This is a genomic window from Blastococcus sp. DSM 46786 (assembly GCF_900109665.1).
Lineage (GTDB): Bacteria > Actinomycetota > Actinomycetes > Mycobacteriales > Geodermatophilaceae > Blastococcus > Blastococcus carthaginiensis.
This window is the reverse complement of sequence record NZ_FOAO01000002.1, coordinates 246,602-259,913: the sequence shown is the minus strand read 5'-3', so window position 1 is coordinate 259,913 and position 13,312 is coordinate 246,602. Positions and strand designations below refer to the sequence as shown.

General features: G+C 75.5%; 12 protein-coding genes. 5 read left to right on the top strand and 7 right to left on the bottom strand.

Annotation, left to right across the window (positions count from 1 at the left end; translation table 11 throughout):
- Positions 1 to 41: 41 nt before the first annotated feature.
- A complete protein-coding gene (locus tag BMW62_RS03280) occupies positions 42 to 1,727 on the top strand; it encodes a DNA repair helicase XPB (RefSeq protein ID WP_091929388.1) in 1,686 nt (561 codons plus the stop codon).
- 9 nt (positions 1,728 to 1,736) lie between these two features.
- Here the strand turns inward: BMW62_RS03280 and BMW62_RS03275 are convergent, their stop codons facing one another.
- From BMW62_RS03275 to BMW62_RS03265, 3 genes are read right to left on the bottom strand one after another with little or no spacing between them, the layout of a single operon-like run.
- Positions 1,737 to 2,132, bottom strand: a complete 396-nt coding sequence (locus BMW62_RS03275; protein WP_139206180.1) for a hypothetical protein — start codon at positions 2,130 to 2,132, stop codon at positions 1,737 to 1,739.
- A gap of 46 nt (positions 2,133 to 2,178) precedes the next feature.
- Positions 2,179 to 4,260 carry an HNH endonuclease signature motif containing protein gene (locus tag BMW62_RS03270; protein WP_091929386.1) on the bottom strand — a complete coding sequence of 694 codons (2,082 nt, stop codon included), beginning with the start codon at positions 4,258 to 4,260 and terminating at the stop codon, positions 2,179 to 2,181.
- 38 nt (positions 4,261 to 4,298) lie between these two features.
- Positions 4,299 to 4,838 carry a GNAT family N-acetyltransferase gene (locus tag BMW62_RS03265; RefSeq protein ID WP_211434954.1) on the bottom strand — a complete coding sequence of 180 codons (540 nt, stop codon included), beginning with the start codon at positions 4,836 to 4,838 and terminating at the stop codon, positions 4,299 to 4,301.
- Positions 4,839 to 5,074: 236 nt separating this feature from the next.
- Between BMW62_RS03265 and BMW62_RS03260 the strand changes: the two genes are divergently transcribed.
- Positions 5,075 to 6,850 (top strand): DEAD/DEAH box helicase, encoded by a 1,776-nt coding sequence (locus BMW62_RS03260; RefSeq protein ID WP_091929488.1) that lies wholly within the window; start codon positions 5,075 to 5,077, stop codon positions 6,848 to 6,850.
- Here the strand turns inward: BMW62_RS03260 and BMW62_RS03255 are convergent.
- The 3 genes from BMW62_RS03255 to BMW62_RS23390 form a co-directional block, all read right to left on the bottom strand.
- Positions 6,847 to 7,110, bottom strand: a complete 264-nt coding sequence (locus tag BMW62_RS03255) for a hypothetical protein (protein ID WP_091929487.1) — start codon at positions 7,108 to 7,110, stop codon at positions 6,847 to 6,849. The two genes, BMW62_RS03260 and BMW62_RS03255, sit on opposite strands and share 4 nt — an antisense overlap.
- 65 nt (positions 7,111 to 7,175) lie before the next feature.
- Positions 7,176 to 10,169, bottom strand: a complete 2,994-nt coding sequence (locus BMW62_RS03250; protein ID WP_091929385.1) for a helix-turn-helix transcriptional regulator — start codon at positions 10,167 to 10,169, stop codon at positions 7,176 to 7,178.
- A gap of 62 nt (positions 10,170 to 10,231) precedes the next feature.
- Entirely contained in the window at positions 10,232 to 10,357 is a 126-nt protein-coding gene (locus tag BMW62_RS23390; protein ID WP_280138605.1) for a hypothetical protein, read from the bottom strand.
- 235 nt (positions 10,358 to 10,592) lie between these two features.
- On the opposite strand from BMW62_RS23390, the gene BMW62_RS03245 reads away from it, so the two are divergent.
- The 3 genes from BMW62_RS03245 (at position 10,593) to BMW62_RS23385 (ending at position 13,052) form a co-directional block, all read left to right on the top strand.
- Positions 10,593 to 10,841 carry a DUF6458 family protein gene (locus tag BMW62_RS03245; protein WP_091929384.1) on the top strand — a complete coding sequence of 83 codons (249 nt, stop codon included), beginning with the start codon at positions 10,593 to 10,595 and terminating at the stop codon, positions 10,839 to 10,841.
- Between the two features lie 316 nt (positions 10,842 to 11,157).
- Positions 11,158 to 12,423, top strand: a complete 1,266-nt coding sequence (locus BMW62_RS03240) for an ArgE/DapE family deacylase (protein ID WP_091929486.1) — start codon at positions 11,158 to 11,160, stop codon at positions 12,421 to 12,423.
- Positions 12,420 to 13,052, top strand: coding sequence for an HD domain-containing protein (locus BMW62_RS23385; protein ID WP_091929383.1), 633 nt, complete (start codon positions 12,420 to 12,422; stop codon positions 13,050 to 13,052). The genes BMW62_RS03240 and BMW62_RS23385 overlap by 4 nt, the downstream gene beginning before the upstream one ends.
- Here BMW62_RS23385 and BMW62_RS03230 read toward each other — a convergent pair.
- Complete coding sequence (locus tag BMW62_RS03230; protein ID WP_091929382.1) at positions 13,018 to 13,293, bottom strand: DUF4031 domain-containing protein; 276 nt, start codon at positions 13,291 to 13,293, stop codon at positions 13,018 to 13,020. The genes BMW62_RS23385 and BMW62_RS03230 overlap by 35 nt on opposite strands.
- Positions 13,294 to 13,312 lie beyond the last annotated feature (19 nt).

The following is a 13,312-nucleotide window of genomic DNA, read 5'->3' as shown; positions in this document are numbered from 1 at the left end:
GTTACCGTGGGCAGTCCGCATCCCATGGAGAGAGTTGACGCGTGCCTGACGGCCCCCTGATCGTCCAGTCGGACAAGACCCTGCTGCTCGAGGTCGACCACCCGCTGGCCCGTGACTGCCGCGCCGCGATCGCGCCCTTCGCGGAGCTGGAGCGCTCCCCCGAGCACGTGCACACCTACCGCGTGACGCCGCTGGCGCTGTGGAACGCGCGCGCCGCCGGGCACGACGCCGAGCAGGTCGTCGACGCCCTGGTGCGCTACTCGCGCTACCCCGTGCCGCACGCGCTGCTGGTCGACGTCGCCGACACGATGGACCGCTTCGGCCGGCTGACCCTGCAGAACGACCCGGTGCACGGGCTGGTGCTGAGCTCCACCGACCGGGCGGTGCTGGAGGAGGTCGTCCGGTCCAAGAAGGTCGCCCCGATGCTGGGCGCCCGGATCGACGCCGACAGCGTCGTCGTCCACCCCTCGGAGCGTGGCCGGCTCAAGCAGGCGCTGCTCAAGATCGGCTGGCCGGCCGAGGACCTCGCCGGCTACGTCGACGGGCAGGCGCACCCGATCTTCCTGGAGCAGGACAGCTGGCAGCTGCGGGACTACCAGCAGGAGGCCGTGGACGGCTTCTGGGCCGGCGGCTCGGGCGTCGTCGTGCTGCCCTGCGGTGCGGGCAAGACGCTGGTCGGCGCCGCGGCGATGGCCGAGGCGAAGGCGACCACGCTGATCCTGGTGACCAACACCGTCTCGGGGCGGCAGTGGAAGCGCGAGCTGATCGCGCGCACGACGCTGACCGATGAGGAGATCGGCGAGTACTCCGGCGAGCGCAAGGAGATCCGGCCGGTCACCATCGCGACCTACCAGGTGATCACCACCCGCCGGAAGGGCGAGTACCGGCACCTGGACCTCTTCGACGCACAGGACTGGGGCCTGATCGTCTACGACGAGGTCCACCTGCTGCCCGCGCCGATCTTCCGGCTGACCGCCGACCTGCAGTCCCGCCGCCGGCTGGGGTTGACCGCGACGCTCGTGCGCGAGGACGGGCGGGAGGACGACGTCTTCTCGCTCATCGGGCCCAAGCGCTACGACGCCCCGTGGAAGGACATCGAGCAGCAGGGCTACATCGCGCCGGCCGAGTGCGTGGAGGTGCGGGTCGCGCTCGACGACGAGGAGCGGATGACCTACGCCGTCGCCGAACCCGAGGAGCGCTACCGGATCGCGGCGACCGCGACGTCGAAGCTGCCGGTGATCCGCCGAGTGCTCGACCGGCACCCCGACGAGCAGAAGCTGGTCATCGGCGCCTACCTCGACCAGCTCGAGGCGCTGGGTGAGGCGCTCGACGCCCCGGTGATCCAGGGGTCGACGACGAACAAGGAGCGGGAGCGGCTGTTCCAGGCCTTCCGGGTCGGGGAGATCAAGACCCTCGTCGTCTCGAAGGTCGCGAACTTCTCCATCGACCTGCCCGAGGCCGCGGTCGCGGTGCAGGTGTCGGGGACGTTCGGGTCGCGCCAGGAGGAGGCGCAGCGGCTCGGCCGGGTGCTGCGGCCCAAGGCCGACGGGCGGCAGGCGCACTTCTACACCGTGGTCAGCCGCGACACCCTCGACAGCGAGTACGCCGCCCACCGGCAGCGCTTCCTCGCCGAGCAGGGCTACGCCTACACGATCGTCGACGCCGCCGACCTGGCCGGCCCGGGTGAGGTCAACGGCCCCGACTGGGTGGACGAGCCGGCCGACTGAGCGCTCGCCTCACCCGATCCCGGTCGACAACTGATCGACAGAGCCGACGGGGACGACATCCTGGGCCCGAGCCCGGGCTGCTGGATCGACGGATACGAACACGTCGGCCTGCAGCCGGGTGACAGCCAGGTATTCGGCGTAGGTCGTCGAGGCCAGGCCGTGCTCGCGAGCGATCTGCCGGGCGACTCGTCGTGAGACCCGGTCACCGAGCGACCGGACCTTGACCCGGGTCATCGTGTCGTGACGCTCGAGCGCGTCGGCCTCGGTGAGCTCACCTCGGGAGACGGCGGCGAAGAGCAGCTCGAGCGCCTGGGAGCGCAGGACCTGGGGGGCGACCAGCTGGTGGTCTGGCGCGACGTCGACGCGCTCGGCGACCAGATGCAGCAGGGTCGGTGCGTCGATCACGAACCGCGTCATGCGCCCGCACCGTAGCCGCTGCCGCGGGCGCGCATCAGAACGGCGGCGGGGACGTCGAAGCCACCAAACCGCTGGGGGTGGTCACGGTGAGCGTGCCGTCGTCGGCCAGCTCGTGCTGCCACCCCGGCGCCTGGTGCTTGCCGCGGTGGTGCGGGGTGCAGTAGCCGACCAGGTTCGCCGCACTCGTCTCCCCTTCGGGCCAGGGCCGGTCGTGATCCAGCTCGCCGCCCCGGGGTACCGGCCGGCGGCAGCCGGCGAACCGGCACCGACGGTCGCGGGCCCGCAGGAACCGGTCGAGCCGGGCGCCTGGCCGGTACCCGTCGGTCGGCGGCGGAGCGCCGAGGCCGGGCAGGGCGCTCAGGTCGTGGGTGCAGCGGGCCGGGTCCCGCCGGCAGGCGCCGGCCTCGCACCGGGACCGCCGGCGGAGTTCATCGGCGTCGGTGAGCGCCACCAGTGCGCCCGTCAGCTCGTCGACGAGGGCGATCCGCGGGCGGTCGACCAGCCCACCGCCACCGGTCCGGCCGAGCAGCTCGGCGAGTGCGGTGCGATGAGCCTGCGTCGCGGCTCCGAGTGCGGTGAGCGCGTCACAGGCCGAGGACGACCGCCCTTCCGCGCTCATCTGCCAGGCGGATTCGTCCTCCGCGTCAGCCACCTCAGCGGCCGCCACCGCACCTCTCGCCTGCCCCACCGCCCGCTCCAGTTCGAGCAGGACAGCTCCCGCGGCTTCGACCGCACGGTCGGCCACCGCCCAGGACCCGAGCCCAGGCGCGTCGGCGAGGGCAGGGCTGGGCCGGAGGTCGGGCGTCGGTGCGCCGGCGGGCGCAGGGCCGGAGCCCCGCTCGGGACCGGGCTCCGACCACGGGTCGTCGTCCGCGGTCCAGGCAGGGTCCAGCCACGGGAGGACGTCCACCGCGGCCGGCATCGCCTCCCAGCGGGCCGCTTTCTCCCAGAACCGGGCTTGCTCCTCGGGTGGCGGGTCCTCCGCACCACCCCACTCCTCCAGCACCCGCGCCTCGGTGGCGGCCCACCAGTCGGCGAGGGCTTCCTCTTCCCACGCGTCCGGTGGGCGGGTGCCGGGCGACCAGGTCTCGTCCGGCTCCTCGGCTGCGGGCGGCTCCGCGGTCGCGTCCGGCGGCGCGGTCTCGTCCGGCTCCGTGGGTGCCGGTGCCGGTGCCGGTGCCGCGGGGTCGGGCAGGAGGCCCAGCGCGCGGGCGAGAGCCCGCACCATCTCGGCCGGCACCACCTGGCCGTTGATCTCCCCCGGCTGGTCGCCACCCAGCACGGTGCGCACACCGGCCACCAGGGTGAGCTGCGCCTGCACGGGCGGGAGGCCGTTCTCCCCCGGCCGAAGCACCAGGTCGAGCAGGCAGTCGGCCATCTTCTGCCCACGGGTGCGCCGGTCGTCGGGGGTGGGCTCGAGGGCGTCGGCGTACCGGCCCAGCGCGTCGAGGAGCGCCTGTGCCTCCGGCACGGAGAGCAGCGCGCTCAGCACGGCCGTCCCGTCGGCAGCACCGGGCCGGACGGAGACGCCGCGCTCGCGGAGGGCACGGGTCAGCCGGCCGGCGGCGTCCCGGGCGTCCCGCCGGAGCACGACCCGGCGCGCCTTGTCACCCAGCTGCGCCGGGGTGGTGACCCGGCGGGCGGCCCAGGCGAGCAGCTCGGCCTCCACCTCGGCCCGGATCCTGTCGTCGGCGATCGGCGCGACGGTGCCGAGCATCGGCCACAGGTGACCGTCGTGGAGCGCCCCCGCCTCGAGGGCGTCCAGCGTCTGCGGCAACCGGTGCACGAGCGTGAGGGACCGGGTGAGCAGCGCCTCCGCCGACTGGGAGGTGCGGGACAGGGCGAGGGAAAGCTCGTGCGTCGCCCACTCGCTGACTCTGGACAGCACCTCCGCGCGCGAGGCCCGGCGGTCGGCGCTCATGGCACCCGGCTCGCCGGGCTGCCGGTCCGCGGAGGAGGGCCGGGTGGCGGCGAAATCGGCGATCGCCCGGGCCCGCAGCGCCGTCTGCCGGGCGATCTCCCGGTCGGCGGCCTGGACCGCGCCGAGCGGGCCCGACGCCCACCCGGCCGCCGGTGCACCGGCATCGGCGTCGTCCGCCCGCACCCTCTCCGCCATGCATCGAACATACGTTCGATCACCGACATTTCTGGATCTCAGCCCCACCGCAGGTCCAGCCCCATCAGCACCTCGTCCCGCCGGTCTTCCGGGGCGATCTGCAGCGCACCGGGCCAGCGACCGGTGACGACCCACCCGTACCGCCCGTAGAAGGACTCCAGCCCCATCCCGCCGCGCACCTCGAGCCGCAGCGAGTCCAGGCCGAGGTCGTCGCGCGCCGCCCGCGCCACCTCGCCCATCAACGCGCCACCCACCCCACACCCCCGGGCGGCCGGCGACGTCTGCACGTGCGTCACCCGGCCCCAGTGCGCGGCGACCGGGTCGACGTTCCCCGTCAGCACCAGCCAGCCGGCGAGCCCGCCCTCGTGCTGCGCGACGAGGAGCCGGCGCAGCCGCGGGTCGAGGCCGTCGACCAGGTGGTCGACGACCGGCGCGACGACGTCGTCGTCCACCGGCACCTGCCGGGCGAAGCCGACCGCTCCGCCGCCGTTGACCACGTCCCGCCAGCAGGTGACCAGGTGTGCCCGCATCCGCGGGGTCACGTGGTCCGGGTCGGTCAGCCAGCGCAGCGGGGGCACCGGCGGAGTCTGTCAAGCCGTCGCGATGCAGCCGGGGACGCCTGGGATCACCGGGGCCGGCGGGAGTGACGAGCCGGTCCGTTCCGGCCATGACGATCGCCACAGCGGCCGGACGGCGTCGGCAAACACCCTGGTCAGAGGCTCGGCGACAGGTCGCCATACGTCCCGACGGCGGTGGCGCGCGGGAAGCCCCCGTTGGGCGTGTTGCCCGGCCGCCGATCAGAATGGGCCCCGACATGGCGACTGCAGCAGCAGCGGCGGCCCGGGCCCCGCAGACGACCAGCCGACCGCTCCGGGCATGGCAGCAGGCCGCCCTCGGCCAGTACGAGGAGGCATCCCCCAAGGACTTCCTGGTCACCGCTACGCCGGGCGCCGGGAAGACGACCTTCGCCCTGACGCTGGCAGCCCGGCTGCTGTCGCGGCGGGAGGTCGCCCGCGTGATCGTCGTCGCCCCGACCGACCACCTGCGGCTGCAGTGGGCCGAGGCAGCCGACGCGATGGGCATCGTCCTCGACCCGAACCTGACCAACGCCGTCGGCCCGGTCCGCGCCGGCACCCAGGGCTACGTCACGACGTACGCGCAGGTGGCGGGCAAGCCGATGCTGCACGCCGCCCGCGCCACCGCCGTCAAGTCGCTGGTCATCCTCGACGAGGTGCACCACGCCGGCGACGGGCTCTCCTGGGGCGAGGCCGTCGAGGAGGCGTACGGCATGGCCGCCCGCCGGCTCTGCCTCACCGGGACGCCGTTCCGCACCAAGCCCGACGAGCGCATCCCCTTCGTCCGGTACGAGGAGGACACCTTCGAGGGCGAGGCCGGCGGCCTGGTCAGCCGCGCCGACTACACCTACGGCTACAAGGAGGCGCTGGCCGACAACGTCGTCCGCCCGGTCGTCTTCGCCGCCTACACCGGCACCTCCCGCTGGCGGAACTCCGCGGGCGAGGTGGTCGCCGCGTCGCTGAGCGAAGCCGGCACCAGGTCGGTGGAGATGCAGGCCTGGCGCACCGCCCTGGACCCCAAGGGCCAGTGGGTGCCGCACGTCATCGCCGCGATGGACGACCGGATCACCCACCTGCGCGAGGAGGGCGGCATGCCCGACGCCGCCGGGCTGATCCTCGCCAGCGACCAGGACGACGCCCGCGACTACGCCAAGATCGTGCGGCGGGTGACCGGCAAGGCGCCGGAGCTGATCCTCTCGGACGACCCGAAGGCGTCGAAGAAGATCGAGCGGTTCGCGACCGGCTCGGCCCGCATCGCCGTCTGCGTCCGCATGATCTCCGAGGGCGTCGACGTCCCGCGCGCCGCCGTCCTCGCGTGGATGACCTCCTACCGGACGCCGCTGTTCTTCGCCCAGGCCGTCGGCCGCGTCGTCCGCTCCCGGGCGTCGCACGAATCGGCGACGGTGTTCCTGCCCGCCGTCCGCCCACTGCTGTCGCTGGCCGCCTCGATGGAGGAGCAGCGCAACCACGTCATGCCGCCGCCCCGGAGCCAGCCGGAGGAGGAGCTCGAGGCGCTCGACCTGCCGCCCCGGGAGCCGCGGGAGGGCGAGATGAAGCAGTGGGAGGCGCTGGAGGCCGACGCCCGCTTCGCGCACGTGCTGCACGGCGGGACGGCGCACACCGGTGAGGGCCGGCCGGCCACCGTCGTCGCCCCCGAGGAGGAGGACTTCCTCGGCATCCCGGGCCTGCTCACGCCCGAGCAGACGGCGTCGTTGCTGGCCAAGCGGGACGACGAGCTGCGGCTGCGCATCGCGCAGAGCCACCGGAACGACGCCGACGACTTCATGGTCGTCGAGGATCACCCGGACGAGGACGACGCCGGCCGCTCGTGGCGCGACGCCGCCGAGCTGCGCCGAGAGATCAACAAGCTGGTCAACCGCGTGGCGGCGCGCACCTCCCAGCCGCAGGCGGTGGTGCACAGCCAGCTGCGCCAGCAGGTGCCCGGTCCGCCGTCGGCGTCGGCGTCGGTCGACGTGCTGCGTGCCCGCCGGGAGCGCCTCCGCACGATGCTCTAGAACGCTCGGTCGTCGACCGGTGGGACGTCTGCACGAACCAGCCGGAGGCGATCGGCTGGGATGACGCCCGGGAAGTAGTCGTATCCCTCCCCGGAGGTCACCAGGTCGGCCGGGTCGACCCCCTCTACGACCCAGACGTCGACCGGGCCGCCGGTGTTGTTCATGTCGACGAACCAGTCCGCCGTCCATTCGTCGGGAGCGAGGAAGCACCCCTCCTGCTCGGGCGCCGGGCTGCCCGCGATGCCCGGGGCTGTCCCCATCCGGCGCCAGTCGAGCCCGTGTTCCAGGATCGACGCGCGGTTCGAGGACGAGGTGACGTGGAACATCACGGGCCGGCCAGCAGGCCCCGGGCGGCGGCGATCGCGACTGCCTCGGTGCGGCCGCGCGCGCCGAACTTGGCCAGGATGTTGCTGACGTGCACGCTGGCGGTCTTCTCGCTGATGTACAGCTCCGCGCCGATCTGCCGGTTGGTGCGGCCTTTGGCCAGCAGCGCCAGCACCGACTGCTCCCGAGGCGTGAGCACCGCGGCCGGGTCGACCGCCCGCACCCCGGGCAGGTGGACGTCCAGCCTGCCTCGCCGGACCAGCGCCTCGACCGCCTCCCGCAGCGGCCGGGCGCCCAGCCGGGCGGCGACCTCGTGCGCGGCACGCGCCTGCTCCGCCGCCCCGGCCCGGTCGCCGGTGGCCAGCAGCGCCTCGGCAAGCCGCCGGAGGGACCGCGCCTCCTCGTAGACGTGCCCGAACCCGAAGGCCTCCACCGCCGCCCGCCACAGCTCGGGCGCGGCGTCCCCGTGCAGCCGGGCCGCCTCGGCCTCCACCCGGGCCTGCCAGGCCCTCGCCTCGACACCCATCGTGTCGCCGTAGTTGCCCCGGTAGACCTCGACGCCGGAGCGGGCCATCACGACGAGCTCCTCGCCGGCTCGTACCCAGCGCTCGGTGGCGCCGGCGTCCCCGTCCCGCCGCGCCGTGGCCGCGGCGTCGGCCACCGGCGCCAGGGCCGTGCCGACCAACCGGAGCACGCCGAGGTGGTCGTCCTCCCACTCCTGCTGCAGCCGCCGGCAGGCCGCGAGGGCGACGTCCAGGGCGGTCTGCGCGTCCCCGTGCCAGGCGGCCAGGTCGATCTCCGATGCGGCCGTGACGAGGTCGAGCAGGATGTGGGCACGCAGCCGCGGGATGAGTCCGCGGGCCCAGTCGACCCGCTCACGCGCCCGCGGATCGCCCCGGCCCACCAGGACGAGCAGCCCGTCCGCACGCACGTGGGCAGCCATCTCGGGCACGCGGGCCAGCAGATCGGCCTCGGCGAGGCTCCCGTCCCAGTCGCCGGACATGTAGAGCGCCGTCACCTGCAGGTGCCGCAGCTCGGCCGCGTAGTAGGACCAGTCGCCGCCGAGGTCACGCGCCCGTCGCGTCCCACGCCGCGTCCAGCTCAGCGCCTCGTCGATCCGGCCTGCCTCGAAGGCGACCGTGGCGAGGTTGAACAGCACCCGCATCTCGACGTCGAGGTCGCCGGACCGGCGCGACCGGAGCAGCGCCTCGTCCAGGCGGGCCCGCACCCGTTCCGGCTCGGCCCCCGGGTGCGCCCGCAGCTGGGTGACCGCGATGTCGGACCAGGCGCCGTCGAGCCCGAGCGCGTCCGCCGCCGCGAGCGCCTCGTCGGCGGCGGCCTCGGCCTCCTCCGCCCGGCCGACCGCGTAGCTCATCCGGGCGTGCGTGGCCGCCGCCCAGGTGCGCACCTCCGACGGCGGGTGCGCCGGGACCAGCGCCATCGCTGCCGCGCTCTCGCGGTGGGCCCCGGACTCGTCCTCGACGCGGACCATGGCCTGGGCCAGCGTGTAGTGCACCCGGGCGCGCCTCACCGCATCGGCGTCCGGCTCGAGCACCTGGAGCGCCGAGCGCAGCAGGGCGACGGCGCGGTGCAGTTCCCCGACGGTCCGTGCCGCCCCGGCGGTCTCCAGCAGCAGGGCGGCCTGGTCGCGGCCCGCGCGCTCGACGGCGTCGGGCACCGCCGACCAGAGCGCCAGCGCGGATTCCAGGTGCTGCAGCTGCTCGGCCGGGGCACCGACGCAGCAGGCATCGGCCGCCGCCTCCAGCGAGGCGCCGAACGCGCCGGCCAGGTCGTTGCTCTCCCGGGCGTGGTGGGCTCGCTCCGCCGCCGTCCCCGCGGCGGGCTCGCTCGCCAGGTACGCGGCGATCGCGGCGTGCAGGCGCACCCGCTCCCCCGGGAGCAGGTCGGCCAGCACCGCCTCCCGCAGCAGGGCGTGCCGGAACCGGTAGCGGCCGTCGTCGGAGACGACGAGGAGGTGGTGGTGCACGGCCTCGGCGAACGCCTCCTCCAGTTCGCCGCTGCCCAGCTCGCCCACGGCGGCGACCAGCTCGTGGCGCACCCGGCGGCCGGCGACCGCCGCGATCCGCAGCACCTGCTGGGCGGCCGGGGAGCGCTGCTCCACGCGCGTCAGCAGGACGTCGGTCAGCGCGAGCGGGAGCGCCTCCCCCTGCAGCCGCGCGGCCAGCAGCTCCTCGGCGTAGAAGGCGTTGCCCTCCGCGCGGGCGACGACGTCGTCGACGGCGCTCGCTGGGATGCCGCCGGTCGCCAGCCCCCGGACCAGGTCACCGACGGCGGCATCCGGCAGCGGCGCCAGGTCCAGCCGCTCGACGCCCGGCAGCCGCACGAGCTCGGCGAGAAGAGGACGCAGCGGGTGCCGGCGGTGGAGGTCGTCGGCGCGGTAGGAGACGACGACGGCGACCGGCTCGTCGACCAGCCGGGCCAGCAGGTAGCGCAGCAGGTCACGGCTGGACCGGTCGGCCCAGTGCACGTCCTCCAGCACGACGAGCAGCGGGCCGGCCGCGGCCAGCTCGCAGAGCAGCGCGGCGACCGACTCGAACAGCTGCAGCCGCCCGTCGTCGACCGGCTGCGGCGCGGCCCGGTGCGGCAGGGGGCGGCCGAGGTCCAGGCCCTCGCTCGGGGGCGGCACCGGGACGACCGCGCCCGGGTGGCCGGCGAGGAAGCCGGTCAGGACGGGGTTCGACCGGGCCGCCGGCACGAGCTCGGGGTCGGCCGCGAGCGGGCGGAGGAGGTCGACGAAGGGCAGGTAGGGCAGCCCGACGTCGCCGAGGTCGACGCAGTGCCCGGTGAGCACCCGCAGCCCGCGCTCGGCCGCCCGCCGGCCCAGCTCGTCGAGCAGCCGGGTCTTGCCGACGCCGGCGTCGCCGGCGAGCAGCGTCGCGCACGCCCGGCCGGCGACGGCCCGCTCCACCTGCGCGAGCAGGCGGGCGAGCTCCTCGGCCCGGCCCACGAGCGGGGCGTCGTCCCAGCGTGACACGGCAGGGATCGTGGCACGCGGGGGTGACCGATCGGGGCCGGCACCACCCGGCCGGGGTGTGCTCAGCGCGAACGCCGGGGCCGGCGGAGCCAGGGACCGCGCCGGGTGCTGGTGCTGCGGCCGAGGTGCTGGAGGACCTCGCGGCGGTAGGCGAGCTCGGCCTCGAGTCCGGGGTTGGGGTACGTCATGGTCGTTCCTCTCATCGGTGCGGACGAGAGGAACGTTCGTGCTGAGGCGGGGGGCCGGGCATCGGGCGACCACGCCGTTCCCGGTGGGCACCTGTGCCTAAGGGGGCCTCAGATCCACCCGTGAGGGTGACATCGGGGCCGGGACCGGTTGACCGGCCGGCGCGCGGGAAACCGCTGCCCCCGCGGCGAGCGCCGCAGGTCGGCGCCCCGCCGACCGCCACCGGAGGAGTTGGTCATGCGACTCGGAACCGCCATCGTGCTGCTCGCCCTCGGCGCGATCCTCACCTTCGCCCTGCGCGTGGACGTCAGCGGCGTCGACCTGCAGGTCGTCGGCTGGATCCTGATGATCGTCGGTGCGCTGGGCATCGTCCTGGAGCTGGCCGTCTGGGGGCCGCGCCAGCGCCGGGTCACCCGGACCGACGCCTACGGCGACCCGGCAGCAGGTGGTCCGGCGCACCGGAGCACCACGGAGGAGACCTACTGAGCCGACCGGCTCGGCGAACGCGAGAGCCCCCGCCCGGGAAGGGCGGGGGCTCTCGTGCGTACAGGTCCGGACCGGATGACGGCCGCCTCGCGGCGAGAAGCACAACACGGCTCCAGGCCCCCGACCGAGGTCGGGGCGGTAGTCCGTGAAGGCGTAACCAAATGGCACCCGGGGGCACGATGCACCCGGCCCGGACGGCTTCCACCGTACGCGCCGGACGAACCGGCGTCATGTCCTCGGAGCGGCCGCCGCCGCGGTGCGGTCGGGGGACGTGGACACCGTCCGGGGCCCGGCAGCCCCGTGCCAGACTCCGACCGTGGCCGACCTGACCGACGTGGAGGCCCGCGTCCTCTCCGCCGTCGACGAGCGGTGGGCGGTGGACCGGCTCGCAGCGATGATCGCCGTCCCGTCGGTGGGCGGCACAGCGGCCGAGAGCGAGGTGCAGCACCTGCTCGCCGGCTGGCTCGACGAACTCGGCTGCGACGTCGACTGCTGGCCGGTCGACCTGGCCGAGGCGGTCACCGCCGCCGACGCCCCCGGCCAGGAGGTCGTGCGCACCGAGGCGTGGGGCGTGGTCGGCACCGTCGGCGGCGAGGGCGCCCCGGCGCTGGTCCTGTCCGGGCACACCGACGTCGTCCCGCCCGGCGACCTCGACCTGTGGTCCGGCGATCCCTTCGTCCCCCGGTTCGCCGGCGGCGCGGTGCACGGGCGCGGGGCCTGCGACATGAAGGCCGGCGTCGTCGCCGGCCTCGCCGCGGTGCACGCCCTGCGGACGGCGGGGGTGCGCCTGGCCCGGCCGCTGGCGGTGCACGGGGTCGTCGGCGAGGAGGACGGCGGCCTGGGCGCCTGGGCCACCCTGCGCCGCGGCCACACCGGCGAGCTGTGCGTGATCCCCGAGCCGACGGCGCAGGCCGTGGTGACCGCCCACGCCGGCGCGCTCACCTTCCGGCTGGAGATCACCGGCCACGCCGCGCACGCCGCCATGCGCGACCGCGGGGTGAGCAGCGTGGAGCTGTTCGCGCACGTGCACGCCGCGCTGCTGGGGTTCGAGGCGGAGCGGCAGCGCGACGCCGATCCGCGCTTCGGCGGGGCCCGCTTCCCCTACGGCATCTCGATCGGCCGGGTGCGGGCCGGCGACTGGGCGAGCTCGGTGCCCGACCGGCTGGTCGCCGAGGGGCGCTACGGGGTGCGGCTCGGCGAGCCGGTGGAGGTGGCCCGCGCCGCACTGGAGAGCCGCCTCGCCGAGGTGTCGGCCGCGCACCCCTGGCTGGCCGAGCACCCCGTGCGGCTGACCTGGGTCGGCGGCGCGTTCGCCAGCGGGCAGCTGCCGGCCGGCTCGCCGCTGCTGCCGGCGGTGCGCGCCGCGGTCGTGGACGCCGGTGGGCCGCCACCGGCCGAGCAGGCCCTGCCCGCGGGCACCGACCTGCGGCTCTACGCCGCCGCGGGCATCCCGACGCTGCACTACGGGCCGGGCGACCTGCACCTGGCCCACGGCCCGCAGGAGCGCGTGCCGGTCGCCGAGCTGGTCACCGCCGCCCGCGCATTCGCGTTGCTGGCGCTGCGCACCTGCGGGGTCCGGTGAGCGGCCCGGTCGGGTTCGAGGCCTGGGCCGCGCTGGCCGGGGACTCCCCCATCTCCCGCACCGAGTGGGCCGCGGTCGTCGCCGCCTGGAGCGAGCCACACCGCCGATACCACGACCTCGCGCACCTGGCGGCCGTGCTCGGGCTGGTCGAGCGGCTCTCCGCCGACGCCCCCGACCCGGCCGCCGTCGCCCTGGCCGCCTGGTACCACGACGTCGTCTACGACCCGCTGCGCGCGGACAACGAGCAGGTCAGCGCCGAGCGCGCGCGGGCCGGGCTGCGCGGGCTGGTGCCCGAGGCGAGGGCCGAGGAGGTGGCCCGGCTGGTGCTGCTCACCGCCGCGCACGACCCGGAGCCCGGTGACGCGAACGGCGCCGCCCTGTGCGACGCCGACCTCGCCGTGCTGGCCGCGGCCCCGGCTGCGTACGCGGGCTACGCCTCGGCGGTGCGCGCCGAGTACGGGCACCTCTCCGACGACGAGTTCACCACCGGGCGGATCGCCGTCCTGGAACGGCTGCTCGACCTGCCCCGCCTCTACCGGCTGCCCGCCGCCGCGGAGTGGGAGCCGGTGGCGCGCGCGAACCTGACCGCCGAGCTCACCCTGCTCCGGTCCCGCGCTTCCGGAGCCTGAGCCCGGCGGTGAGCAGCCGCTGCAGCAGCTCCCGGGAGCCCACCGGCCGGGCCCCCGCGGCGACGGCGATCTCGTAGAGGTCCGCGGGGACGTCGTAGTGGTCGCCCTGGAACGCCCGGCGCGGGATGCCCAGCTCCGCGGCGACGAAGGCGTGCAGCTCGTCGTAGGAGACGTCGCTGACCAGGTGGGACCACATCCGCCCCCGCCACGGCCACACCGGGAAGTCGATCAGCACGGCCACGGCGAGCAGTCTGCCGGGC